The 25,153-nt window shown below is 70.3% G+C and carries 20 protein-coding genes; 9 read left to right on the top strand and 11 right to left on the bottom strand.

Annotated elements, in window-relative coordinates; all coding sequences use genetic code 11:
• Positions 1-47 precede the first annotated feature (47 nt).
• The 3 genes from ABTU92_RS20175 (at position 48) to ABTU92_RS20165 (ending at position 3,504) form a co-directional block, all read left to right on the top strand.
• Positions 48-1,031, top strand: a complete 984-nt coding sequence (locus ABTU92_RS20175) for a quinone oxidoreductase family protein (protein WP_408093421.1) — start codon at positions 48-50, stop codon at positions 1,029-1,031.
• A 248-nt stretch (positions 1,032-1,279) separates the two neighbouring features.
• On the top strand, positions 1,280-2,725 hold the full coding sequence (locus ABTU92_RS20170) for a TAXI family TRAP transporter solute-binding subunit (protein ID WP_408093420.1): 1,446 nt from the start codon (positions 1,280-1,282) through the stop codon (positions 2,723-2,725).
• 8 nt (positions 2,726-2,733) lie between these two features.
• A complete protein-coding gene (locus ABTU92_RS20165) occupies positions 2,734-3,504 on the top strand; it encodes a potassium channel family protein (RefSeq protein ID WP_408093419.1) in 771 nt (256 codons plus the stop codon).
• 256 nt (positions 3,505-3,760) lie between these two features.
• On the opposite strand, the gene ABTU92_RS20160 is transcribed toward ABTU92_RS20165, so the two are convergent.
• The 6 genes from ABTU92_RS20160 to ABTU92_RS20135 all read right to left on the bottom strand — a co-directional run bounded on the left by ABTU92_RS20160 (position 3,761) and on the right by ABTU92_RS20135 (position 8,970).
• Positions 3,761-3,952, bottom strand: coding sequence for a hypothetical protein (locus ABTU92_RS20160; RefSeq protein WP_408093418.1), 192 nt, complete (start codon positions 3,950-3,952; stop codon positions 3,761-3,763).
• A gap of 165 nt (positions 3,953-4,117) precedes the next feature.
• On the bottom strand, positions 4,118-5,113 hold the full coding sequence (locus ABTU92_RS20155) for a branched-chain amino acid ABC transporter permease (protein WP_408093417.1): 996 nt from the start codon (positions 5,111-5,113) through the stop codon (positions 4,118-4,120).
• A complete protein-coding gene (locus ABTU92_RS20150; RefSeq protein WP_408093416.1) occupies positions 5,110-5,991 on the bottom strand; it encodes a branched-chain amino acid ABC transporter permease in 882 nt (293 codons plus the stop codon). Before ABTU92_RS20150 ends, ABTU92_RS20155 begins: the two co-directional genes overlap by 4 nt.
• Positions 5,992-6,218: 227 nt before the next feature.
• The gene (locus ABTU92_RS20145) at positions 6,219-7,445 is read right to left on the bottom strand and encodes an ABC transporter substrate-binding protein (RefSeq protein WP_408093415.1); all 1,227 of its coding nucleotides are present in this window, start codon (positions 7,443-7,445) and stop codon (positions 6,219-6,221) included.
• A gap of 75 nt (positions 7,446-7,520) precedes the next feature.
• A complete protein-coding gene (locus ABTU92_RS20140; RefSeq protein WP_408093414.1) occupies positions 7,521-8,225 on the bottom strand; it encodes an ABC transporter ATP-binding protein in 705 nt (234 codons plus the stop codon).
• Entirely contained in the window at positions 8,218-8,970 is a 753-nt protein-coding gene (locus ABTU92_RS20135) for an ABC transporter ATP-binding protein (protein ID WP_408093413.1), read from the bottom strand. The genes ABTU92_RS20140 and ABTU92_RS20135 overlap by 8 nt, the downstream gene beginning before the upstream one ends.
• A 582-nt stretch (positions 8,971-9,552) precedes the next feature.
• Here ABTU92_RS20135 and npdG point away from each other — a divergent pair.
• A complete protein-coding gene (gene npdG / locus ABTU92_RS20130) occupies positions 9,553-10,242 on the top strand; it encodes an NADPH-dependent F420 reductase (protein WP_408093412.1) in 690 nt (229 codons plus the stop codon).
• Positions 10,243-10,517: 275 nt separating this feature from the next.
• Here npdG and ABTU92_RS20125 read toward each other — a convergent pair whose 3' ends face one another.
• The gene (locus ABTU92_RS20125; RefSeq protein WP_408093411.1) at positions 10,518-11,549 is read right to left on the bottom strand and encodes a helix-turn-helix domain-containing protein; all 1,032 of its coding nucleotides are present in this window, start codon (positions 11,547-11,549) and stop codon (positions 10,518-10,520) included.
• A gap of 237 nt (positions 11,550-11,786) precedes the next feature.
• On the opposite strand from ABTU92_RS20125, the gene ABTU92_RS20120 reads away from it, so the two are divergent.
• Complete coding sequence (locus ABTU92_RS20120; protein WP_408093410.1) at positions 11,787-14,918, top strand: autotransporter domain-containing protein; 3,132 nt, start codon at positions 11,787-11,789, stop codon at positions 14,916-14,918.
• A 259-nt stretch (positions 14,919-15,177) separates the two neighbouring features.
• On the opposite strand, the gene ABTU92_RS20115 is transcribed toward ABTU92_RS20120, so the two are convergent.
• Together ABTU92_RS20115 and ABTU92_RS20110 are read right to left on the bottom strand one after the other, a co-directional pair.
• On the bottom strand, positions 15,178-17,568 hold the full coding sequence (locus ABTU92_RS20115) for a transketolase (RefSeq protein ID WP_408093409.1): 2,391 nt from the start codon (positions 17,566-17,568) through the stop codon (positions 15,178-15,180).
• 171 nt (positions 17,569-17,739) lie between these two features.
• Complete coding sequence (locus tag ABTU92_RS20110; protein WP_408093408.1) at positions 17,740-18,189, bottom strand: DUF6163 family protein; 450 nt, start codon at positions 18,187-18,189, stop codon at positions 17,740-17,742.
• 163 nt (positions 18,190-18,352) lie between these two features.
• Here ABTU92_RS20110 and hemB point away from each other — a divergent pair, with 163 nt between their 5' ends.
• Both hemB and ABTU92_RS20100 read left to right on the top strand, forming a co-directional pair.
• Positions 18,353-19,429 (top strand): porphobilinogen synthase, encoded by a 1,077-nt coding sequence (hemB, locus tag ABTU92_RS20105; RefSeq protein WP_408093407.1) that lies wholly within the window; start codon positions 18,353-18,355, stop codon positions 19,427-19,429.
• A gap of 112 nt (positions 19,430-19,541) precedes the next feature.
• Positions 19,542-20,306, top strand: a complete 765-nt coding sequence (locus tag ABTU92_RS20100; RefSeq protein WP_408093406.1) for a hypothetical protein — start codon at positions 19,542-19,544, stop codon at positions 20,304-20,306.
• 190 nt (positions 20,307-20,496) lie between these two features.
• Here the strand turns inward: ABTU92_RS20100 and ABTU92_RS20095 are convergent, their stop codons facing one another.
• Complete coding sequence (locus tag ABTU92_RS20095) at positions 20,497-21,726, bottom strand: threonine ammonia-lyase (protein ID WP_408093405.1); 1,230 nt, start codon at positions 21,724-21,726, stop codon at positions 20,497-20,499.
• A 144-nt stretch (positions 21,727-21,870) separates the two neighbouring features.
• On the opposite strand from ABTU92_RS20095, the gene ABTU92_RS20090 reads away from it, so the two are divergent.
• Positions 21,871-22,392, top strand: coding sequence for an RDD family protein (locus ABTU92_RS20090; RefSeq protein ID WP_408093404.1), 522 nt, complete (start codon positions 21,871-21,873; stop codon positions 22,390-22,392).
• 215 nt (positions 22,393-22,607) lie between these two features.
• Complete coding sequence (locus ABTU92_RS20085) at positions 22,608-23,351, top strand: arginyltransferase (protein ID WP_408093403.1); 744 nt, start codon at positions 22,608-22,610, stop codon at positions 23,349-23,351.
• 267 nt (positions 23,352-23,618) lie between these two features.
• Here the strand turns inward: ABTU92_RS20085 and ABTU92_RS20080 are convergent, their stop codons facing one another.
• Positions 23,619-25,151, bottom strand: a complete 1,533-nt coding sequence (locus ABTU92_RS20080; protein ID WP_408093402.1) for a caspase domain-containing protein — start codon at positions 25,149-25,151, stop codon at positions 23,619-23,621.
• Positions 25,152-25,153 lie beyond the last annotated feature (2 nt).

Below are 25,153 nucleotides of genomic sequence, written 5' to 3'. Positions count from 1 at the left end.
CAACAACCCGCCGCGGGGCCGGATCCCTGGAACGAGTCGGAGGAAACATGAGCAGCAAGGCACGGGTGGTGAGATACGCGCAGCCGGGCGGCCCCGAGGTCCTGGCGATGGAGACGATCGATCTCGCCGACCCCGGACCGGGCGAGGTGCAGATCCGCCAGTCCGTCGTCGGGCTCAACTATCAGGACTGCTACTTCCGCTCCGGCTTCTACCCGGCCCCCCTGCCCGGCGCGGTGGGAACCGAGGCGGCCGGCACGGTCGAGAAGGTCGGCGCCGGCGTCAGCGAATTCGCGGTCGGCGACCGCGTCGTCTATGCGGGCGGCGCGTCGGGCTCCTACACGGACCTGCGCAACATGCCGATCGAGCGGGTGCTGAAAATCCCGGCCGGCGTGTCGGAGGCGCACTCCGCCGCCCTCCTGATGAAGGGCATGACGGTCGAGTACCTGATCACCCGCTGCTATCCGATCAAGCGGGGCGAGTGGGTGCTGTTCTGGGCGGCGTCGGGCGGCGTCGGCCTGATCGCCGGCCAGTGGGGCCGGCACATCGGCGCCCGCATGATCGGGGTCGCGGCCGGCGAGGAGAAGTGCCGGCTGGCGCGGGAGAACGGCTACGAGGTGGTGATCGACCGCACCCGCGAGGACGTGGCGGCGCGGGTGAAGGAGATCACCGGCGGCACCGGCGTGCCGGTCGTCTACGATTCGGTCGGCAAGGCGAGCTTCGACGCCTCGATCGCGTCGCTGGCGCCGCGCGGGTACTTCGTCTCGTTCGGCACGACGACGGGCGCGCCGCCGCCGGTCGAGGCCGGCCTCCTGCAGAAGAAGGGCTCGCTCTACTTCACCCGGCCGACGCTCGCGACCTACTGCGCGACGCGCGAGGAGATCGCGATGTCGTCCGGCAAGCTGTTCGATCTCGTCGCCGCCGGCACCGTCAAGGCGCATGTCGGCCGTCGCTACCGGCTCGACGAGGCCGTGCAGGCGCATCGCGACCTCGAGGCGGGCAAGACCATCGGCTCGTCGCTGCTGATCCCTTGACGGGACTAGAGTGGTTTCCGCTGACGCCGACCCACACTCCGCTCAGTCCCGCGAAAGCGGGAATCCAGAGCCACACGTCGTGCGGCCCCTGGGTCCCCGCCTTCGCGGGGACGAGCGGAGGTCGGGGGCGATTCATCAAGACCGAAAGCCGCTCTAACCGCTGCGTCCGCCTCTCGACAGACCGGGCAATCGGCACGATACCTTCGGGCGCCGGACCGGGTTCCGGTCCGCACGCCCGGAGGACAGTCATGGACCATGGGCAGTTCCAGAAGGTCGCCGGCGCAGCGGCCGGAGCGGCCGTGGTGGCCGGCATCGCCGCCGTCGCCACCGGCCGCTTGCCGCGCTGGCTGCGCATCACCGTCGTGCTGGGGACGACGCTGCTCGCCTTCGCGGGCGGCCTCTGGGGATGGCGCTACGTCACCGCGCCGAAGACCCTGACGGTCGCGACCGGATCACTCGGCGGCGAGACCCCCAAGGTGGTGACGGCGCTCGCGGCGCGGCTCGCCGCCGCCAAGGCGCCGGTGCGGCTCAAGGTGATCGACAAGGGCAGCGTGCTGCACGCCACCGAGGCCTTCTCGTCCGGCGAGGTCGACCTCGTGGTCGGGCGATCCGACGTCGGCGACCTCGGCGATGCGCGCGCCGTCGTGATCGTGTCCAACATCGTGGTGCTGCTGGTGACGCCGCCGGGCAGCAAGATCACCGAGATCGCCGAGCTGAAAGGCAAGACCGTCGGGGTGATCAGCGGCCCGGTCAACCGCGCGGTCGTCGCGGCGCTCAAGCGCGAATACGATCTCGACCACCTCAAGGTGACGTTCCGCGACCTGTTCGTCACCGACGCGCCGGCCTCGGTCGCGTCCAAGCAGGTCGCCGCGATCCTGGTGGTGATGCCGCTGACCGAGAAGTATCTGGCGATGCTGCGCAGCCTGTTCCCGAACGGCCGGGGGGCGCCCGGCCTGATCGCGATCGAATCGGCCGGCGCCATCGCGGCGGTGTCGCGCGCCTACGAGAGCTACGACGTGCCGAAGGGCACGCTGCGCGGCTCGCCGCCGATCCCGGACGACGACCTCACGACGCTGCGCGTGCCGGTCCATCTGCTGGTCCGCAAGACCATCGACGAGGACACGGTCGCGGCGCTCGCCAAGGCCATCATGGACGTCCGCCGCGATCTCGTCGGCGAGTACCCGCTGCTCGCCCAGATCGCCGCGCCGAGCACCGACAGCGACGCCTTCGTGCCGATCCATCCCGGCGCGGCCGCGTATTTCGACGGCAACGTGAAGACCTTCTTCGACAAGTGGGGCGACCAGATCTTCTACGGCTCGATGCTGCTCGGCGGCCTCACCTCGGTGGCGGCCGCGGCCTGGCGCTTCATGGCGCGCGACTTCGGCCGCGAGATCAACGCGCTCGCCGGCCTGCGCGGCTTCGCCGAGCGGATCGAGGCGGCCGCCGACGAGCCCGCGCTCGCCGGCATCGAGCGGGAGATCGACACGATCCTGCACGGCGAGCTCGACCGCATCGCGGCGCGCGACCCGGATGCCGCCGACCCGGCCGCGCTGTCGCTCGCGACGCACCGTCTGGAGCGTCTGATCGCGCGCCGCCGGGAGGCGCTGACCGGCGTCCCCGCATCACCTCCGCCGGCGACGCCCGTCGCGGCCGATGCGGCCGGCCCCGCCGACGCCGAGCCGCAACATGCATGAGCCGCAACATGCATGAGCCGACGAGCGCCCGCGCGATGCGCGGCTTCCGGGCACGGCTGCGCCGCGCCCAGGAGCGCTGGAGCGATCAGCTCCTCACCGTGCTGATGGTTCTCATGCTGCTTCTGTTCTTCGTCGCCGTGCCGCTCCAGGCGACGGGCTCGGAGCCGGGCCAGATGCTCGGCGCCGTCGTGCTGCTCGGCATCATGGCGTGCGCGCTGGTGATGTCGGGCAACCCCTGGGTCTTCGCCCTTCTGCTGGTCGGCCTGGTGATGAACGGCACCGCCGTGGTGCTTCGCCTGCACACGCCGTCCCGGATGGACATCATGCTGGCCGCCGGCGGCTGGCTCATCCTCTCCGTGGTGCTCGGCTCGGTGGTGGCGCGGCTGGTGTTCGGTCCCGGCCGGGTGAACACTCACCGGGTCATCGGCGCGGTGCTGCTCTATCTGCTGGTCGCCGCCGCCTTCGTGGCCGTCTACGCCTTTGTCGGCCTGTTCATCCCGAACGCCTTCGCCGGGCTCGAGATCGTCGACAGCCCGAGCAACGCCAGCAACCTGATCTATTTCAGCTTCGTCACCCTGACCTCGACCGGCTATGGCGACATCGCGCCGGTGCATCCGATCGCCCGAGCGTGCTGCAACATCGAGACGATCATCGGCCAGCTCTATCCGGCGACCCTGCTGGCCCGGCTGGTGACGCTGGAGCTGGAGCACCGGCGCGAACGCATCGCCGGCCGCGACGCGTCGCGCGGCGAGCACCCGGGGCGCGGCCGGCGGGAGTGATGCGGCTGCACTGAGCTAACCGTTGGTCATTCCGGGGCGGCGCGACGCGCCGAACCCGGAATCCAACCCCGACGGCCGAACGCGTCGCTGGATTCCGGGTTCGCAGCTTCGCTGCGCCCCGGAATGACCGAGACCTTTTCAGCCAACGCGGGATGACCCGGTCCGCGGTCACAGCGTAAGGCGACCGACGGGTCGGCGCCTGCCGAGCGCCCTGCCCCGCCGCCCCTGCTTCGGTGCCCGGTCCGCTGCGCGCGCCCTATTCGGTGGAGGACAGCATCCGGTGGCCGTGCTCGGTCAGCCGGTCGTGGTGGTCGATCAGGCCGTGGTCGCGCAGACCGTCGACCACCCAGGCGTGGAGCGTGGCGGCGTGCCCGTGGGCGACGCGCGCGAGGTAGTGGCACATGTCGGACGTCGGCATGAACGCGACCAGATCGCTGCGCTGAAGCACGGGGACGCTCCTGCTGGGGTTGCACACGCACAAGATGGTACCGACTCGGCGTCGCAGTGCAACACTTTTGTTCGCAGGAGGCTTACATTCTGTAATATTCTTTCCCGCACTGCAGCATAAGGGCGAGCATGGGCGGCCGCGGAAGCGCCGGGGCGCGCCGGAGGCTCACTCGGCCGGCGCCGTGCGCGTGACCCCATCGTCGGGCGTCGCCCGGCGCCGGGCAAAAGCGACGATCTCGCCGACGATGCCACGCCGGAACAGCAGCACGGTGAGCACGAAGATGCAGCCCTGCGCCACCAGCACCCACTCGCCGAAGCCCGTGAAGGTGTTCTGCATGATCACGATCACGGCGGCGCCGACGATCGGGCCGAACACCGTGCCCATGCCGCCGACCAGGGTCATCAACACCACCTCGCCGGACATCTGCCAGGTGACGTCGGTGAGCGAGGCGAGCTGGAACACCAGCGCCTTGGTGGCGCCGGCGAGGCCGGCGAGCGTCGCCGACAGCACGAATGCGATCAGCTTGAAGCGATCGACCGCGTAGCCGAGCGAGACGGCGCGCGGCTCGTTCTCGCGGATCGCCTTGAGCACCTGCCCGAACGGCGAATGGATGGTGCGCCAGATGATCAGGAAGCCGGCCGCGAAGATCGCCAGCACGACGTAGTAGAGCGAGAGGTCGGACGAGATGTCGATCAGCCCGAACAGCGGCCGGCGCGGGATCGCCTGGATACCGTCCTCGCCGCCCGTGAACGGTGCCTGCAGGCAGAAGAAGAACACCATCTGGGCGAGCGCCAGCGTCACCATGGCGAAATAGATGCCCTGGCGGCGGATCGCGATGAAGCCGGCGACCAGCCCGAGCGCCGCCGCGACCGCGGTGCCGGCGAGGATCCCGAGCTCGGTGGAGAGCCCCCAGGACTTCACCGTGTAGCCGGACACGTAGGCCGCGAAGCCGAAGAACATCGCGTGGCCGAAGGACAAGAGCCCGACATAGCCGATCAGCAGGTTGAAGGCGCAGGCGAAGAGCGCGAAGCACAGCACCTTCATCAGCAGGACCGGATAGATGGCGAAGGGCGCGGCGACGAGCGCCGCGATCAGCACGGCGAAGACGATCATGTCGACGTTGCGGGCGCCGGTCGCGGCCCTGCGGCTCGTGCTGGTCATCGCGGCGTTCCGAACAGGCCCTGCGGGCGCACCATGAGGACGATCGCCATGATGACGAAGATGACGGTGGCGGAGGCCTCCGGCCAAAAGACCTTGGTGAGGCCCTCGACGACGCCGAGCCCGAAGCCGGTGACGATCGAGCCGGCGATCGAGCCCATGCCGCCGATGACGACGACGGCAAACACCACGATGATCAGGTTCGAGCCCATGGTCGGGTTGACGGTGTAGATCGGTGCGGCGAGCACCCCGGCCAGCGCCGCGAGCCCGACGCCCACCCCGTAGGTCAAGGTGATCATGCGCGGCACGTTGATGCCGAAGGCCTGGACGAGTTCGGGACGCTCGGTGGCGGCGCGCAGATAGGCGCCGAGCTTGGTGCGCTCGATGGTGAACCAGGTGAGCAAGCACACGACGAGCGAGAAGGCGACCACCCAGCCGCGGTACCAGGGCAGGAACATGAAGCCGAGATTCTGCCCGCCCGGGATCGGGTTGGTGTAGGGCAGCCCGGACGAGCCGTATTGCTGACGGAACAGGCCCTCGATGATCAGGGCGAGCCCGAAGGTGAGCAGCAGCCCGTAGAGATGGTCGAGGTGATAGAGGCGCGAGATCAGCAGGCGCTCGATGACGATGCCGGTCGCCCCGACGATCAACGGCGACAGCACCAGCGCGCCCCAATACGGGATGCCGGCGTATTGCAGCAGCATCCAGGCCACGAAGGCGCCCATCATGTACTGGGCGCCGTGGGTGAAGTTGATCACGTTCATCAGCCCGAAGATGACCGCGAGCCCGAGCGACAGGAGCGCATAGAACGCCCCGTTGATCAGCCCCAGCAGGAGCTGACCCATCAGGGCCTGGGGCGGCACGCCCAACAGCTCGAACATGTCTGCGTCACCTCGAGTCTCGTTTGCTCACCTCTCCCCGCCGTGCGGGGGCGCGGCTCTTGCCGCGCCAAAGAGGTCGACGTCGCGCGAACAGCGCGGATGTCGGGTGAGGGGGCGTCTCCGTATCCACGAGAGGCCCCCTCACCCGACTCGGACCTGCGGTCCGAGCCACCCTCTCCCCGCGCAGCGGGGAGAGGGAACAACAGGCTCCAGCCAGGACTTCGCCTTCACTTCACCAGCGCGCAGCCGCCCTCGGCGAGCGGGCGGAAGGCTTCCGCGGCCGGGATCGTGGCGACGACCTTGTGGTAGTCCCACGGGCCCTTGCTCTCTTCCGGCTTCTTCACCTCGACCAGCATGAGGTCGTGGATCTTGCGGCCGTCGGCCCGGATCGTGCCCTTGCCGAACAGCTTGTCGTCGGTCGGCATCTCCTTCATCTTGGCCACCACCTTGGCGCCGTCGCCGTCCGAGCCGAGCGCGTGCACGGCCTTGAGATAGTGCATCACGGCCGAGTAGACGCCGGCCTGCACCATGCTCGGATAGTTGCCCTTGTTGGCGGCCGAGAACTCCTTGGCGAAGGCGCGGTTGGCGTCGCTCGTGTCCCAGTACCAGGCCTCCGTGAAGGTCAGGCCCTGCGCCGTCTTCAGCCCCAGCGCATGGACGTCGGTGATGAAGACGAGGAGGCCGGCGAGCTTCTGGCCGCCCTGGACGATGCCGAACTCGGACGCCTGCTTGATCGAGTTGATGGTGTCGGCGCCGGCATTGGCGAGCCCGATCACCTGTGCCTTGGAGGCCTGCGCCTGCAGCAGGAACGACGAGAAGTCCTGGGCCGGGAACGGATGGCGCACCTTACCCAGCACCTTGCCGCCCATCTTCTCGACGACCGCCGCGGTGTCCCGCTCGAGCGCATGGCCGAAGGCGTAGTCGGCGGTCAGGAAGTACCAGGACTTGCCGCCCTGCTTGACCATCGCCGAGCCGGTGCCGTGCGCCAGCGCCCAGGTGTCGTAGGTCCAGTGGATCAGGTTCGGCGAGCAGGCCGAGCCGGTGAGGTCGGACGCGCCGGCGCCGGAGTTGAGGAAGACCTTGTTCTTCTCGCGGGTGATCTGATTGACCGCGAAGGCGACCGAGGAGGTCGGGGTGTCGACGATCACGTCGACCTGCTCGACATCGTACCAGCGCCGCGCCACGCCGGCGCCGATGTCCGGCTTGTTCTGGTGATCGCCGAACACCACCTCGATCTTCTCGAAGCACTTCTGCGCCTTGCAGAAGTCCTCGACCGCCTTCTTCGCGGCGAAGACCGAGCCCTGGCCGGACAGGTCCGCATAGGTGCCGGACTGGTCGTTGAGGACGCCGATCTTGATGACGCCGTCGCTCATCTGGGCGCTCGCCGGGCCGCCGGACCCGATCGCGAGCGCCGCGGCAGCGAGGCTTCCGAGCAGCATGGACTTGGTCTTCATCTGATTTCCTCCGGATTTTTTCTGGTCGCTTGGTTGGCTTGTCGGCCGAGCGCGACGAGACCCCGAAGAGTCCGGTCAAACGCCCAGATAGGTCTTCAGCTTCTCCCGGTTCTGCTCCAGCGCGGCGTTGGGGATCATGTCGATCACCTGGCCGTGCTCGACGACGTAGTGACGGTCCGCGACCGTCGCGGCGAAATGGAAGTTCTGCTCGACCAGCACGACCGTGAAGCCGTGCTCGCGCAGCATCCGGATGGTCGCCCCGATCTGCTGGACGATGACGGGCGCGAGCCCCTCGGTCGGCTCGTCGAGCAGCAAGAGGTCGGCGCCGGTGCGCAGGATGCGGGCGATCGCCAGCATCTGCTGCTCGCCCCCGGAGAGTTTTGTTCCCTGACTGCCAGATCGCTCGCGCAGGTTCGGGAACAGCTTGTAGATCGCCTCGAGATCGAGCCCACCGGCCTTCACGCGCGGCGGCAGGAGCAGGTTCTCCTTCACCGAGAGACTTGCAAAAATGCCGCGCTCCTCCGGGCAGATGGCGATGCCGGCGCGGGCGATGGCGTTGGACTTGAGATCGATAAGCTCGCGGCCGTCGTACTTCACCGAGCCGGTGCGCTTCGCCAGCATGCCCATCACGGCCCGCATGGTCGTGGTCTTGCCGGCGCCGTTGCGGCCGAGCAGCGTCACCACCTCGCCGCGGGCGACCTCGAAATTCATGCCGTGCAGGATGTGGCTCTCGCCGTACCAGCCTTCGAGGTCGCGGACCTGCAGCAGCGGCTCAGCCATGGCCGGTCCCCATGTAGGCCTCGACCACGGCCGGGTTCGACGACACCTCGGCGTAGGATCCCTCGGCGAGGATCTCGCCGCGGGCCAGCACCGTGATGCGGTCCGACAGGTCGGCGACCACCGAGAGATTGTGCTCGACCATCAGCACGGTTCGGTTCTCGGCGACGCTCAGGATGAGATCCGAGATGCGCTTGATGTCCTCGCGGCCCATGCCGGCCATCGGCTCGTCGAGCAGCAGCATCTCGGGATCGAGCGCCAGCGTCGTCGCGATCTCCAGCGCCCGCTTGCGGCCGTAAGGCAACTCCCCGGCGGTGAGGCGCGCATAGGAGCCGACGCCGACCTGCTCCAGAAGATCCATGGCTTGGTCGTCGAGCACCGCGACCGAGCTCTCCGGCTTCCAGAAATGATACGCGGTGCCGAGCGGCCGCTGCAGCGCCACCCGCACGTTCTCCAGCACGGTGAGATGCGGGAACACGGCCGAGATCTGGAACGAGCGCACCAGCCCCATGCGGGCGACGTCGTGCGGCTTCGCGGCCGTGATGTCGCGCCCGTTGTAGAGGATGCGCCCGGTGGTCGGCTGCAGGAACTTGGTGATCAGGTTGAAGCAGGTCGTCTTGCCGGCCCCGTTGGGGCCGATGAGGGCGTGGATGGTGCCGCGGGCGACCCTCAGGTCGACATTGTTGACGGCCCGAAAGCCCTTGAACTCTTTCGTCAGATTCTCGGTCTCGATGACCCAGTCCGTCATGCGGGCCGATCCGTTTCGCTGCCGGTGGCCGTCAACGGGCCGGCCGGCCGCGGCGGCCGGCCGGCCGATGCGCCGAGCGCGAGATCGGCCGCGCGACGGCGCGCGGAGCCGGATGCGACGAGAGCCGCGCCGACGGTCGGCGCGCGGGATGCAATTCGAGTGTCCGGCGAAACATCACGCCGCGTCTCCTCCCTGGAAGGGGCGGTCCGGACGGCCACCCTCGTGTTCTCGTTGGACGTCTTCTTCTGCGTCTTTTTGCTTTGCCCCGCCGGCGGCCCGCCCACCGGCCGGCCCACCGTCGAAGTGGGCGCAGTCTAGCAGAGGCGGTTTGCTTGGCGAGGCGTATTTTGGTCGTAGAGCCCGCGATGCGCGAGCCCGCACCGGGACATGCGGCCGCAGGGGGCCGGCCCCCGCGTCAGCCGCAGCTTCGGGCTTGCATCGAAGCGCCGGCTCGGCCCAGATGACGGCCCGTCCGCCGGCGCCCCCGCCCCACCCCGAGCCGGCCTCCTCCCGCCCGACGTGCTGCGTGCGGCTGCCAGACGCGGACGCTCTCGAGTGGGCCGTGCGGCCCGAGGATGGATCATGACCGAAAGCCTCACCGGAAGCCTCAACATCTGCGTCGTCGGCGGCACCGGAGCCGAAGGATCGGGCCTCGCGATGCGCTGGGCCCGGGCCGGCCACCGCGTCACGATCGGGTCGCGCGACGCCGCCAAGGCGGCCCCGGCCGCGACCGAGCTCAACCAGAAGCTCGGCAAGCCGCTGATCTGCGGCGCGTCGTCCGACGAGGCCGTGACCGGTGCCGACGTGGTGGTGCTGACGGTTCCCTACGCGGCCCAGATGGCGACCGCGATGGCCCTGAAGGACGCGCTCGCGGGAAAGATCCTGATCGACGTGACGGTGCCGCTGGTGCCACCCAAGGTGTCGCGCGTGCAGCTCCCGGAGACCGACTCCTGCTCCGTCGCCCTGCAGGCGGCATTGGGCGAGAGCGTCAAGGTCGTCTCCGCCTTCCAGAACGTCTCGGCCCACAAGCTCAAGGACCCCGACAAGACGATCGAGTGCGACGTCCTGGTGACGGGCGACGACAAGGAGGCGCGCGCCGTCGCGATCCGGCTCGCCGGCGACGCCGGCCTGCGCGGCATCGACGCCGGCCCGCTCGCCAACGCGGTGGTCGCCGAGGCGCTGACCTCGGTGCTGATCTTCATCAACCGGACCTACAAGGTGCCGGACGCCGGCATCCGCATCACCGGCATCGACCAGCCGAAGGCGGAGTGAGCCGGCGGAGGACCGATCAAGTCAGGCGCGCTCGGTCGAGCCTTCTCCGCCACCGCCCCGGTGCAGACCTCGTGTCCCGGGCGCGGCGCGAAGCGCCGCGAATCGGGACCCAGGGCGATCGAGCGAGGCGCTTGGCGCACCGTCCGTCCCGTGGCCCTTGGGCCCCGGCTCTGCGGCGCGTCAGGCCTACGGCCTGACACGCCTTGTCCGGGGCACGCAGCCGTGAACCGGGGCGGCTATCTGGTCCATCACAGTCGGCGATCGCCGCCCGGTCGTCACCCCAGCCCGGCGAGCCAGTCCTCGTGCAGGCGGTCACCGACGCGCGGATCGACCGACGGCCGGTCGCGACGGGCGAGCGGGGTCGCGGCGCGGCGGACCTCCGAGGGGGTGCGGCCGAAGCGCTGCTTGAAGGCGCGGGCGAAGTGGGTCGGGTCGGAGAACCCCCACGCATAGGCGATCTCGGCGACCTGCCTATGCGCCTGCTTGGCCGATACGAGGTCGGTGAGGCAACGCCGCAGCCGCTGCTCGCGGATGTGCTCGGCGATGCCGCCGACCGGGGCGAACAGGCGATAGAGCCGGGCGCGAGAGATGCCGAGCGCGGCCGCGATCATGTCGGGCCCGAGATCCGGCGCGGCGAGATGCGCCTTGATGAAGCCCTGCACCCGCAGGAGCTCCGCCTTGGCGAGCGCCTCCGGCAGGTCGCCGCCCGTCTGGTCGCCGCCCGGCTGGCCGACGCCGTTGAAGGCGAGCGCGATCAGCTCGACCAGGGCCGTGGCCGCGGCGCTCGCCTCGGCCGGCGAGAGCTGCGGCGCCGACTGGTAGAGCGAGAGCAGATAGGTGGCGACCAGCCGGCCGGTGGCGCTCGTCGGGTCGACGGCGGCGCCGTTGAGCGAATCCGGCCGCGCCAGCAGCGGCGCCAGCCGCCGGCGCGGGATGATGACGGACACGAGATCGAAGGTGGAGTTCACCGTGTCCATCGTGTCGGCGAGATCGAACAGGATCACCTGCCCGGTCGGGAAGGACAAGGCGTGACGGCCGAGCGTCATGTCGATGGTGCCGCGGACCAGCACCTGGATCATGTAGTGGTCGATCGAATCGTGGGCGACGCGCAGCGGCTGGCGATCGAACTTCGTGGCACTGGCGGCACAGCGCGACAGCATCAGGTCGTCGAGCAGATAGCTCTCCGCCCAGGCGTCGTAACGCTCCTCGTCACCCGCCCGCACCAGCCCGACCTCGAGAAACACGCCGATGCTCTCCCGCCAGGCGGCGAACCGCTCGGGGGACGGGAGATCGGCAGTGTCGAACAACGAGACCGGGAGTTTCGCGGCGGCGCGCCGGGCCGTGGCATCGGAACGCGGATGCAAACGAATGAGACGGATGTCCAAGCCTCGCCCCGTGACGAATTGTTTCTGTGTTGATAGCCCATAAGCAGTAAGCGCCGGGCTTTTTCAAGCGACGGCGCTCGCGTCGCCGCCTCTGCTCCACCCCCCTGATCCCGGAGCCGGGGCGGCGACGCCGCTCAACGCTTTAGTGGGGATGACACCATGCGTGGTTCGAACCGAACCGCCGCGCGCCGGCGCCTTCTGATGTCGGCGGTCGCGACACTCGCCCTGACGGAGAGTCACGGCGCCTTCGCGCAAGGCGTGCCGGGCAACCCGGCGAGCTTCGAGGCGACGCAGCAGTATCGGAACCAATGGGGCCTCGGCCTCATCCACGCGGCCGATGCGTTCGCGCGCGGCTACTCGGGCGCCGGCGTCACGGTCGCGGTCGCCGACACCGGCTTCACCAGCGTGGTGCCCGGCTTCGGCGCCAAGATCGATCCGCGCAGCATGAACTTCGTGCTGCCGGCGGCCGGCGCACCCTACAATCCCGCCGACACGAGCGACGTCGGCTCGCACGGCACCCACGTCGCCGGCATCATCGCGGCCCCCTACGACCCGGCCAATTCCGACAGCATGTACGGCGTCGCCTACAGCTCCAACCTCGTCGTCCTGCGCATGCTCGGCACCCCGAGCGAGGACGTCGGCCATCCGTCGGCCCTGGCGCTCGACTACTTCACGTCGCTCTCGAACGTGACGATCTACAACGCGAGCTACGGCCCCAATCTCGATACGATGACCGACCTGAAGACGTGGCCGTCGGTGGCGATCGACGAGTACGAGGCGGCGGCGGTCGGGCGGGCGCTCGCGGCCGGCAAGATCGTCGTCGCCGCGACCGGCAACGACCGTGGCAGCAATCCGATCGCCGGCCGCAACCCGAGCGGCATCGCGCTGATGCCGTTCATCCAGCCGAACCATGCGAATGCCGGCGTCTACGACGACGACGGCAACCGCTACGACTTCGCCGAGTTGCTCTCGCAGCCCGGTCGGATCGTGGCCGTGACCGCGGTCGACCACAACAAGTTCATCGCTTCCTACGCCAACATGTGCGGCGTCACGGCGAGCTGGTGCGTCGCCGCCCCGGGCGGCGACCAGCCGGCCGGCGACCCCGGCATCCTGTCGACCGTGCCGACCTCGGTGGACGCCAGCGGCTACGCGCAGAAGAGCGGCACCTCGATGGCGACCCCGACCGTCTCGGGCGCCCTGGCGCTGCTGCAAGGCGCGTTCCCGGGCTACTCGTCGGCCGATCTCGTCAACCTGCTGTTCGCGACCACCGAGGATCTGGGCGCCGCCGGCCTCGATCGCGTCTACGGCTACGGCATGATCCGCCTGGACCGGGCGACCGACGGCCCGACCTCGCTCGCCGCCGGCAGCACCGTGAACGTCGCGTCCCAGACCTCGACCTATTGGAGCCAGCCGCTCGTCACCGCGGGCGGGTTCACCAAGACCGGCGACGGCACACTGGTGGTCGCCGGCAAGACGACGGCGACGGGCGACGTCACGGTCTCCGGCGGCACGCTGGCGGTCGGCGGCACGCTGTCGCTCGGCACGGCGATGACGGTGCAGCAGGGCGCGACGCTGGCCGGCTTCGGCACGGTGGCCGGCCCGGTCACCATCGCCGGCACGCTCGCCGCCGGCGCGGTGCCGAACTACGCGGATCTCGCCGCCAACAACGGCGGGACGCTGCCGACCGGCACGCCGCTGAACGGCTCCTCGCCCGGCCTCCTCACCTTCAACGGCAACGTGGTGCAGACCGCGACGTCGACCACCCGCATCGACATCGACGGCACCTACAACGTCCCGGGCGGCCCCGGCACCTGGGACCGGATCGTCGTCTCGGGCAGCGGCTATTCGTTCACGGTCGGCGGCACGCTGGTGCCGGTCACGCGCGCCATCGCGGGCGGCTACAACGACTACACGGCGTCGCTCGGGTCGCGCTTCGCCTACCTGACTGCCGAGGACGGCGCCCGCATCGCCGGCTCCTATTCGGGCCTCCTCCAGCCGACCGCGGGCCTCCCCGTCGGCACGCGCTACGACGTCCTCTATTCGCCGACCCTGCTGTCGCTGGTGGTGACGCCGCAGTCGTTCCGCGCGCTCGCCGGGACGGCCAACCAGCAAGCCCTCGCCTCGGCGCTCGATGCGGCGCGGCCGGCCGCCGGCGTGCGCCCGTCCGATCGCGCCAAGGGCGTGTTCGATGCCCTCTACGGGCAGACCACCACGGTCGGCTACACCGGAATGATCGACCAGATGACCGGCCAGGGACAGCCGGCCATGGTCGGCGCCGTCATGGGCGCCTACACGGCCTTCGGCACCGCCATCGCCGAGCGTCAGATGATGTGGCAGTCGGGCGGTGCCGCCGTGCAGTCGTCCTTCGCGCCGAGCTTCGCACTCTCCTATGCGGGCCGCGACTCGCACGTCGAGACCCGATTCGCCGGCTCGCCGCTCGCCGCCTACGCCTCGGCCGACCCGGCCGAGGCCTCGGCCGCCGCGGCGGCCGGCTGGACCGTGTGGGGCCAGGGCTTCGGCCGCACCGCCCGGGTCGGCGACGCCGGCGGCCTGCCGGGCGGCAAGAGCCGCAGCGGCGGCGGCATCGCCGGCGCCGACCGCCAGGTCGCGCCCGACACGCTCGTCGGCGGCGCCTTCGGCGTCACCCGCACCACCAGCGACAGCGCCGGCACCACCGGCACCTCGGACACCTATGCGGGCGCCGTGTACGCCAGCTACACACCGGGCCGGCTGGTGCTCGACGGGCGGCTCGCCGCCGGCGTCACGTCGCAATCGACCTCGCGCAGCGTCGCCGGCATGGGCACGTCCGGCGCGACCGACGGCGTCGGCGTCCTGGCCGCCGGCGAGGCAGGCTATCGGCTGCCCGCCGGACGCTTCACGCTGATGCCCTATGTCGGCCTGACCGCGCAGACCTTCCGGCGCGATGGCTTCACCGAGACCGGCACGTTCGGCCTCACCTTCCCGCGCCAGACCTTCGACAAGCTGACCTCGACGGCCGGCGTCGCCGCCAGCACCGTGTTCACGGCGCTCGACGGCGCCAAGTTCCGCCCCGAGGTGCGGCTCGCCTGGGGCCACGACTGGCGCGACGACGCGCTCACGACGCAGGCCTCGCTGCTCGACTCACCCTTCGTCGTGTCGGCCGCCGATCCGGGCCGCGACGCCCTGGTGACGCGCTTCGCCGTGACCGGCTGGCGCACCGAGGCGCTGCGCATCTACGCCGCCTACGACGGCGAGGTCCGCCGCAACGCCAGCGCCCACCAGCTCACCGGCGGCCTGCGCGTGTCGTGGTGATGGAGGGAGGCAGCACCATCGGAGACGGCGCGGCCTGACGGATCAGGAGAGCGGCCGCGATCCTCGGCCGCCCGCGCCGGGCACCGCGTGCCCCGGATCGCGTGCCCCGGACAAGGTGCGTCAGGCCGCAGGCCTGATGCGCCGCCGAGCCGGGGCCCAGGGCCACACAGTAAGCGCCTCGATCTCACACCCTGGGGCCCGGGTCACGGCGCTGCGCGCCGCGCCCGGGACACGAGGCCTTTCGTACACCGCTCCACCCTCACAGCGCCTTGAGATACCGGATCGGCCTCCCCGGGGCGATCGCCTGGGCGGCGGCCACGATGGCGTTGGCGTCGATGCCGTAGTGGCGATGGAGGTCGGGCAGCGCGCCGGTCTGGCCGAAATGCTCGACGCCGAGCGGCCGGGTGCGATGACCGGCGACGGCGCCGAGCCAGGCGAGCGTCGCCGGGTGGCCGTCCAGCACTGTGACGATGCCGCAGTGGGGCGGCACCTCGGCGAGCAGCCGCTCGATATGCGAGCGAGCGTGCGGCAGGCCGCGCTCGCGGGCCCGACTCGCCGCCGTCCAGCCGGCGTTGAGCCGGTCGGCCGAGGTGACGGCGAGGAGGCCGATGTCGCGGCGGTCCTCGGCCATCAGGCCGACCGCCTGGATCGCCTCCGGCGCGATGGCGCCCGTGTAGGCGACCACCACCTGGCAGTTCGGGCCGGGCTTGCGCATCCAGTAGGCGCCGTCGATGATGCCCTGGCGCAGCTCCGGCGTCATGGCTCTCTGCGGCTGCTCCACGGGCCGGGTCGAGAGGCGCAGATAGACCGAGCCGCCCGTCTCGTCGCGCAGCCAGGTGCGCTCGCAGGCCTCCCCCTCCCCGTCCCGCTGGATGTAGTCGAAGGCGAAGCCGAGGATGACGGCGAGCTCGTCGACGAAGGACGGCTCGAATGCGGCGAGCCCGTCCTGCGCCATGCCGATCAGCGGCGTGCCGATCGACTGGTGGGCGCCTCCCTCCGGCGCCAGCGTGATGCCGGACGGCGTGCCGACCAGGATGAAGCGGGCGTCCTGGTAGCAGGCGTAGTTGAGGGCATCGAGGCCGCGGCAGACGAACGGGTCGTAGAGCGTGCCGATCGGGAACAGCCGCGCCCCGAACAGGGAGTGCGACAGGCCGAGCGCCGAGAGCAGGATGAACAGGTTCATCTCGGCGATGCCGAGCTCCATGTGCTGGCCCTTGGGCGAGAACTCCCAGGTCAGCGTCGAGGGGATACGCTCGCTCTTGAAGGTGTCGACCATCGGCTGGCGGGCGAACAGACCGCGCCGATTCACGAAGGCGCCGAGATTGGTCGACATGGTCACGTCCGGCGAGGTCGTGACGATGCGGTCGGAGAAGTCGGACTTCTGCTTACCGACCTCGTTCAGCAGCACGCCGAAGCCCTGCTGGGTCGACATCGTCGGGGCGATCTCGACCGTCAGCGCGGCCGGCACGTCGACCCGCGCGGCCTGGAGGCGACGCGGCCCGCCTTGCGCGAACGGAACTTTCTCGAGGAAGCTCCGCAGCTCGTGCTCCGGCAGCGACAGGCCTTCGAAGAAATCCCACTCGTGCCCCGGCCGGACCTGCATCGCCGTGCGCAGAATCTCCATCTGGGCCGAGGTCATCAGGCCCGCATGGTTGTCCTTGTGGCCGGCGAGCGGCAGGCCGTGGCCCTTCACCGTGTAGGCGATGATGCAGGTCGGGCGGTCGTGGTCGATCTTGCCGAACGCATCGAGGAGAGTCGGCAGGTCGTGGCCGGCGAGGTTCGTCATCAGCCGGGCGAGATCGTCGTCGGAGAGCGCATCCAGCATGGCGCTGAGTGGCCCCTGGTCGCCGAGATCGTCGGTGAGCCGCCGCCGCCACGCAGCGCCGCCCTGGAACGTCAGCGCCGAGTAGAGCTGGTTCGGGCAATGGTCGATCCAGGCGCGAAGCTTGTCGCCGCCGGGCTTCTTGAAGGCCTCCTCCAGCAGAACTCCGTATTTGAGTATGACGACATCCCAGCCGAACGCCCGGAACAGTTTTTCGTACTGCTCCCACAGTCCCTCGCGGACGACCGCGTCGAGGCTCTGGCGGTTGTAGTCGATGATCCACCAGCAGTTCCGCACGCCCTGCTTCCAGCCCTCCAGCAGCGCCTCGAAGATGTTGCCCTCGTCCATCTCGGCGTCGCCGACCAACGCGATCATCCGGCCCGGCGGGCGGTCGCCGGCGAAGCCGTGGTCGTGCACGTAGTCCTGCACCAGCGAGGCGAACAGCGTCTGGGCGACGCCGAGCCCGACCGAGCCGGTGGAGAAGTCGACGTCGTCGGTGTCCTTGGTGCGCGACGGATAGCTCTGCGCGCCCTTGTAGCCGCGGAACGCCGCGAGCTTGTCTCGCGATTGACGGCCCAGGAGATACTGAATCGCGTGAAAAATCGGGCTCGCATGCGGCTTGACGGCGACCCGGTCCTGCGGCCGCAGCACGTGGAAGTACAGCGCCGTCATGATGGTCGACAGCGAGGCGGACGAGGCCTGATGGCCGCCGACCTTCAGGCCGTCGACATTCTCGCGCAGATGGTTGGCCTCGTGGATCATCCAGGCGGCCAGCCACAGCACCTTGCGCTCGAGCGCGGAAAGCACGTCCAGCAAGTCTTTGGTCATCGCGATGTCCATCCGGGATGCCGGCCGATCGACGGCGCGGGGCGGCGGACGGCCCGGCGTCGACGTGGCGTGCGCCGGCCAGGATAGTGCGATCGAGGGACGGCTCAAGCCACAATCCGGGCATGGCCGACGGGCGCCGGCACGCGCCCGGGTAGCGCGACCGGCCGGTCCTCAGGCCGGCTGCTCGCGGGCCGCCATCACGGCGAAGAACAGGTAGGCGCCGATCATCGCGACGAGCCCGACCACCACGATCCAGTGAAAGCCGTAGATCAGCGGGAAGAAGACCTGCACGACGATCATCGTCACCGAGCCGGTGAGCCACACCACGGCGCCCCAGGGCGCGGCGAGCCACAGCCCGACCGCGGCGACGAGGTCGATGACGGCGAAGAACACGGTCGCGGTCTGCCAGGACAGCGACTGCGCGTCGAACCCCTCGCCCGGCCGCGCCCCGAAGCCGCAGACGGCGGACCAGTGGTAGAGGCCCTTGATCATCGCGAGGCCGGCGGCGACGCGCAGGAACACGACCAGCCACCAGGCCCAGCCCTCGCGGTCCGGCCGGTAGTCCTCGGCGTGGACCGGGGCGAGCTGCTCGATCGGGCCGGCGCCCGAGGGATCGTTCACGGCACGGCCCCCCGCACTGCGGAACCCGTCGCGCCACGTGGGGTGCGGCGCGGTTCGGCGCGGCTGTCAGGCATAAGCAGTGTCAAGGACATGGAACACCGGTCCGGAACGCGCTAGAAGCGGGCAAATCATTGCGCGCCGAGAACACTTACGGAGAACAGCCATGGCCATCAAGTACGGGCGCCCGCTCGAGTCGCAGGTCCGGGTGGTGCCGGCCGAGCCGAAGGGCGCCCCTCGCGCCGACGCCCTCGACCTGATCCACCGGCCCCGCCGCAACCGTCGCACCGACTGGGCCCGCCGCATGGTGCGGGAGAACACCCTGTCGGCCAACGACCTGATCTGGCCGCTCTTCCTCGTCGACGGCGACAATGTCCGCACGCCCGTGCCCTCGATGCCCGGCGTCGAGCGCATCTCGGTCGACCAGGCCGTGCGCGACGCCGAGCGGGCCGCCGCCCTCGACATTCCCTGCCTCGCCCTGTTCCCCTACACGGACCCGACGCTGCGCAACGAGACCGGCTCCGAGGCGCTCAACCCGGAGAACCTGGTCTGCCGCACCGTGCAGGCGATCAAGAAGGCAGTGCCGGATATCGGCATCCTCTGCGACGTGGCGCTCGACCCCTACACCAGCCACGGCCATGACGGGCTCATCGCCGACGGCGTGATCCTCAACGACGAGACCGTCGGCGTGCTGGTGCAGCAGAGCATCCTGCAGGCCGACGCCGGCTGCGACATCATCGCCCCGTCCGACATGATGGACGGCCGCATCGGCGCCATCCGCCAGGGCCTCGACGACGCCGGCCACGACGCCATCCAGATCATGGCCTACGCGGCCAAGTACGCCTCGTGCTTCTACGGCCCGTTCCGCGACGCGGTCGGCTCGTCGACCACGCTGACCGGCGACAAGCGCACCTACCAGATGGACTTCTGTAACTCGGACGAGGCGCTGCGCGAGGTCGAGCTCGATCTTGAGGAAGGCGCCGACATGGTGATGGTGAAGCCCGGGCTACCCTATTTGGATATAGTCCGGCGCATCAAGGATACTTTCTCGCACCCGACGTTCGTCTACCAAGTCTCTGGCGAATATGCGATGATCATGGCGGCCGCCAGTAATGGATGGCTCGACGGCGAGAAGGCCATGGTCGAAAGCCTGATGGCCTTCAAGCGGGCGGGGGCAGACGGAATCCTCACTTACTTCGCGCCGCGCGTGGCGGAAAAGCTGAAGAAGGGCAGGCTGTTCTGACCGTTCGCTGAGACAGCGGCTCCGCCCGCCAGGGCGTCCCTCGCCGTCGTGTCGCGACGCTCTCGCCTGCGCCCGCAGGCGACGGTGCGCGACTCGCTTGCGGAGGGGGGACATGCCGTACCGCAGTGCCGATGAGCCTTATACCGGCCGCCGCAGGCCGGGCCGGCGGAACACGGGCCGTGAGCATGCCGGGCGGGGCTCGCGGCTCCTGATCTCCGGGCTGCTGGTCGCGGTCGGCGGCCTGGGCGCCTGGGTGGTGGCCGCCAACACGATCCTGAAGGCGCAACCGACGCCGCTGCGCGACGTCGCCGCCGCCCTGGTGGCGGCCCGCGACGGCGCACCGCCCACCCTGTCGTCCCTCACGATCGCCTCGGTCGCGACGGTGCCGGAGATGCCGGCGCCGCCGGCCGTGATCACGCCGCCGCCTCCGGCGGCCGCCGAGGAGCAGCCCGTCGCCGCGATCCCGGCGATCACTGCCGCGCCCTCGCCGGACACGACGTCTCCGCCGAGCGGCGCACCCCCCGCGATCGCCGTCGCCCAGCCGTCGCGGCCTGCCGCGGCGCGCGCCGATACCGGCGCCTCCGCCGAGACCGCCGACATTGTCGAAGCGCCCCCACCCGTGACCGTGCTGGCCGCGGCCTCGACCCATGACGTCACCGGCGCGCTCGGCACTCCGCCGCTGGCGGCCGGCCTGACCGACATGGCGGACGACGACGCGGCCGCCCCGCTCGACGGCGCCGTGCCGCTGCCGCGCACCCGCCCGTCCGTGCTCGGCGTCCCGCTGCCGCGCCCGCGACCGGAGATCGCCACCGAGGCGTCGTCCGCCCCGGTGATGACCATCCCGGACTGGGCCATCGAGCGCAACCAGCCGCTGTGAGAGCGGTGCAGGACGAACCTGTCAGTGGTCATTCCGGGGCGGCGCGTAGCGCCGAACCCGGAATCCAGCCATGAATGCAGAGTTTGCCGCGGGATTCCGGGTTCGCAGCTTCGCTGCGCCCCGGAATGACAGAGACCAATCGATCGGACACTGTCTGTGGCGAGGTCCGCGCCGACCTTGCCGGACCGCCCTACTCGATCGCCTTGACGGTCTCGATGCGCTCTGGATCGTAGCCGTGCGCCGCGAAGGCCTCGACGATCTCGCGGCCGTGGGCGCGGTCGCGCGCCTCCACGGTCACGTCGACCTTGGCACCCTTGGCCGGCACGTCGAGAAACAGCCGGTGGTGGACGACCTCGAGGATGTTGGCGCCGTGCTCGCCGAGCAGCGTCGCGATCGCGCCGAGCACGCCGGGCCGGTCGGGAATCGTCAGCCGGATCGAGACGATGCGTGACTGGCGCTCGAGCTCGCGCACCATGATCGAGGCGAGGATGCGGGGGTCGATGTTGCCGCCGCACAGCACGAGCCCGACCCGCTTGCCGCGGAACCGCTCCGGCCGCGCCAGCATGGCGGCGAGGCCGGCGGCGCCGGCCCCCTCGGCCATGGTCTTCTGCAGCGTCAGGTACGCATTGACGGCCTGCTCGAGCTGCGCCTCGTCGACCAGCACGATGTCGGAGACGAGCGCCTCGATGATCGGCCGGGTGAGCCGACCGACATTCTTGACCGCGATGCCCTCGGCGAGCGTCGGCCCGCCGACCGGCCGCGTCTCGCCGCTGATCGCGTTGCGCATCGCCGGATAGAGCGTCGCCTCGACCCCGACCACCTCGATGTCCGGCTTCACGCCGCGCGCCGCGACGGCGTTGCCGGAGATCAGGCCGCCGCCGCCGATCGGGATCACCAGCGTGTCGAGGTCCGGCACCGCCTCGAGCATCTCGAGCGCGATCGTCCCCTGCCCGGCGACGATGTCCGGGTCGTCGTAGGGGTGGACGAGGGTGAGCCCCTGCTCGGCGATGATCGCCTCGGCGCGGCGCTGCGAGTCGGCCAGCGTCTCGCCATCGAGCACCACGGTGGCGCCGAACGCCTTGGTGGAGGCGACCTTCACGAACGGGGTCGTCTCCGGCATCACGATGGTGGCCGGCACGCCGAGCCGCTGGGCGTGGTAGGCGACCGCCTGGGCGTGGTTGCCGGCCGACATGGCGATGACGCCGCGCTTGCGCGCCGTGTCGTCGAGCCGCGCCAGCTTCACATAGGCGCCGCGGTCCTTGAACGAGTTGGTGACCTGCAGGTTCTCGTACTTCACGAACACCTCGGCCCCGGTGAGGGCCGAGAGCCGCGGCGCCGGCAGCATCGGGGTGGCGATCACCTGACCCTTCAGCAGCTTTCGCGCCGCTTCGATCGCGGCGAGCGTGACGGCGGGGCTCATGGTTGCGTCCTCACGATCCGGAGATCCGTCGCGACGGCGCCGCGCGCCCCTCTTGCGGGGGGTGCCGCGCACGGCCATCTGGATGGGCACCGGCCCTGCGCGGGCCGAAAGTCCTTGTCGACCAGGACCCTTGCGAGGAGCCCCATGGCGTACTCCGAGCTGCCCCGTTCCGAGCCGCCGCTGCTCGACCCGTTCCGGGATCCCGAGCGATTCGAGGGCGTGCTCATGCGCCGCGTCATCGCGTTCATGATCGACGTCGTCATCCTGTTCGTTCCGGTGGCCGTGGCCACGATCGCCGTGTTCCTGTTCGGGATCGTGACGCTCGGCCTGGGGTGGGCGCTGTTCTGGCTCGCCGGTCCGGCGACCGTGATCTGGGCGCTTCTATACTACGGAACCACGCTGGGCGGACCCGAAACCGCCACCTGGGGCATGCGCATGGTCGACCTGCAGATGCGCCAGGGCGACGGGGCGCCGTCGACCTTCCTGCTCGGGGCCGTTCATGCCGTGCTGTTCTGGGTATCGGTCTCGGTCCTGTCGCCGCTCGTCCTGCTAGTGTGCTTTTTCAATCACCGCCGACGCCTTCTCCATGATATCCTGCTCGGCACCGTGGTGATCAACAACGGGTCGCGGGCGGCGCGCCTGCGGGCGGCCGGTCTCGGCTACTGACCGGGTCCGGGTCACCGGGCGGGTTGGTGCCGAAGGGAGTCGGTGACTGAACGGGACTGGTTACTGAAGGCGATGATGGTCTGCGGGGTGGGCGTCGGCGCCCGGGTTGCAGAGGCGAGCGCCGGTCGAGAGTCGTCGGATCCGGGTCGAGCGGAGCGGCCGGCATCGGCTCGCCTGACTGCTGGCGCCCTGAATGCCGGCGCGAGGTCCGCCGCGTGACCCAGCACTCCCGCGACACGCCGCAGTTCTACCTCACGGCGCCGTCGCCCTGCCCTTATCTGCCGGGCCGCGAGGAACGCAAGGTCTTCACCCACCTGGTCGGCGAGCGCGCCGGCGACCTCAACAACCTCCTCACCCATGGCGGCTTCCGCCGTAGCCAGTCGATCGCCTACCGGCCGGCCTGCGAGGGTTGCCGCGGCTGCGTCTCGGTGCGCGTGCTGGTCGACGAGTTCCGGCCGACCCGCAACCTTCGCCGGGTGCAGGAGCGCAACCGCGACCTCGCCGGCGAGATGCGGGTCGCGGTGCCGACCTCGGAGCAGTACGGCGTCTTCCGCGCCTATCTGGATGCCCGCCACCAGGACGGCGGCATGGCCGACATGACGGTGCTCGACTACGCCATGATGATCGAGGACAGCCATGTCGACACAAGGCTCGTCGAGTACCGGCGGCGCGGCGGCGAGCACGGCTTCGGCCGCCGCGGCGAGCTTCTGGCCGTCAGCCTGACCGACGTCCTCAAGGACGGGCTGTCGATGGTCTACTCGTTCTTCGAGCCGGAGGAGAGCGGCCGCTCGCTCGGCACGCTGATGATCCTCGACCACATCGCCCGCGCCCGCGCCATGGGCCTCGCCTATGTGTATCTGGGCTACTGGGTGAACGGCTCGCGCAAGATGGACTACAAGGCCCGCTTCCTCCCCCAGGAGCGCCTCGGCCCCGAAGGCTGGGACCGCATCGAGGCGTGAGCCGGCGATCCGCGCGAGGCGCTATCGAGTTCGCTGACGACCACCGGGAATTCGGCCCCGTGCCCCGGACAAGGCGCGTCGGGCCGACGGCCCGATGCGCCGCAGAACCGGGGCCCAGGGGCGCCGCGACGGGCTTCGCCGTCGGCCCACGACAGGTCCGCACCGCTCCGTGCCTGGGCTCCTGGGTCCCGGCTCGCGCTGCATCGCTTCGCGCTGCAACGCGTCCGGGACACGAGGCACTCGGCCTCGGCAGCCTTTCGAACCGCGCTACCGCCCGTAGCCGCCGCGCATACCGCCGCCGGACGAGCCGATGCCGCGCATGCCGCCCCCGGTTGGTCCGGACGGGCCGTGCGAGTGGCCGCCCGGGGTGACCCGGCTCGGACCCGGGCCGTAGGACGGCCGGCGGATCATCGAGCCGATTCCGATGCCGATCCCGATGCCGAGGGCGGCGGGCGGCGGGCCGGCCGACGGCGGGGGCGGCGGAGGCGGCGGGCCACCGTCGCGGACGGCGGTCCGCTTGGTCGTCTTCTTGCTCGGCTTCTCGGTCTTCTCGGCCTTCCGCCGGGTCGGCTTGATCGCCGGGGCCGGGACGGGCGGGCAGACCGGCGCGACCGCGACCGGGGTCGCGATGGCGATCTGGCGGTTGCCGGCCCGCGACAGCAGGCGCTGCGCCGTCAGCATCAGGTCGGAGCCGGGATACTGCGCCAGGAACAGCTCGTAGGACGCCGTCGTGTTGACCGTGACGGCCGTGTACCAGGCGATCATCACCTTGCGGCGCTCGACGATGTCGCGCACCCGCGTCTGGTACGGCGCGGCCGAGAACAGCTGCAGATAGGCTTGGTAAGCCTCGACAGTATCCTCGGCGATCACGCGCTCGAAGGCATCGGGCTGGCGCAGCGGCTTGAGCTCGTTGCGCCACGATTCGACCGTGCGTAGGCTGGTGCGGCCGCCCGTCGTCACGGCGGCCACCTTGGTGCCGGTCGCGCCCGTAGCGCCGCCCTTCGCCTTGGTGTCGGTCGCAGCCACCACGGGAGCGGATGTTGCGACGCCGGGGAAGAAGGCGAAGTCGGCGGTGAGCGAGGAGCTCTCCCACGGCGTCTGCCGCCCCGACGTCTCTTGGTGCACGGCGTAGCGCACGCGCTTGAACGCTTGCTCGATCGGCACGCCGGGCTCCTTGGCGACGCTCAAGAGCGCGCGCGTGTAGGGGCTGTTCGAACCCTCGCCGTCCTCGGCCTCCGAGCCCGGCGCCGTCGAGTAGGAGACGATCGAGCCGGCCGGCGCGTCGACGATGGCGAGCCCCCGGCCGACCACCTTGTTAATCTCGGAGAACGGGTTGTTGCGGCAGGCGTCGAGGATGACGATGCGGGTGCGGCTCGGCACCGCGGCGAGTGCGTTCATCACGTCGGCGAGCCGCACGGTATGCAGCGGCACGTCGGCCTCGCGGCCGATCCTCGCGTCGACCGGCACGAGAAAGTTCTCGCCGTCGACCTGCAGGCCGTGACCCGCATAGAACACCAGCGAGACGGCGTCCGGACCCTTCTGCGCCACCTTGGCGGCGAAGTCGCCGACGGCTTTCCGCATCTCGGCCTGGCCGAGATCGGGCGCCGTCGTCACCTCGAACCCGGCCGAGGCCAGAAGATCGGACATCGCCTTGGCGTCGTTCGCCGGGTTGGGCAGCTCGGTGACGGCCTGATAGGCCGAGTTTCCGATGACAAGAGCCAGCCTGGGCTCCGCCTGGGCGGCACCGAAGGCGCCGAACGCCCCCAGTGTCGCGACGATCGTCAGCACACGCCACGCCATGA

Source organism: Rhodoplanes sp. SY1 (genome assembly GCF_046000175.1).
In the GTDB taxonomy this organism is placed as follows: Bacteria; Pseudomonadota; Alphaproteobacteria; order Rhizobiales; family Xanthobacteraceae; genus Rhodoplanes.
Note: the sequence above shows the minus strand (reverse complement) of the source record. Positions and strands in the feature narration are given on the sequence as shown.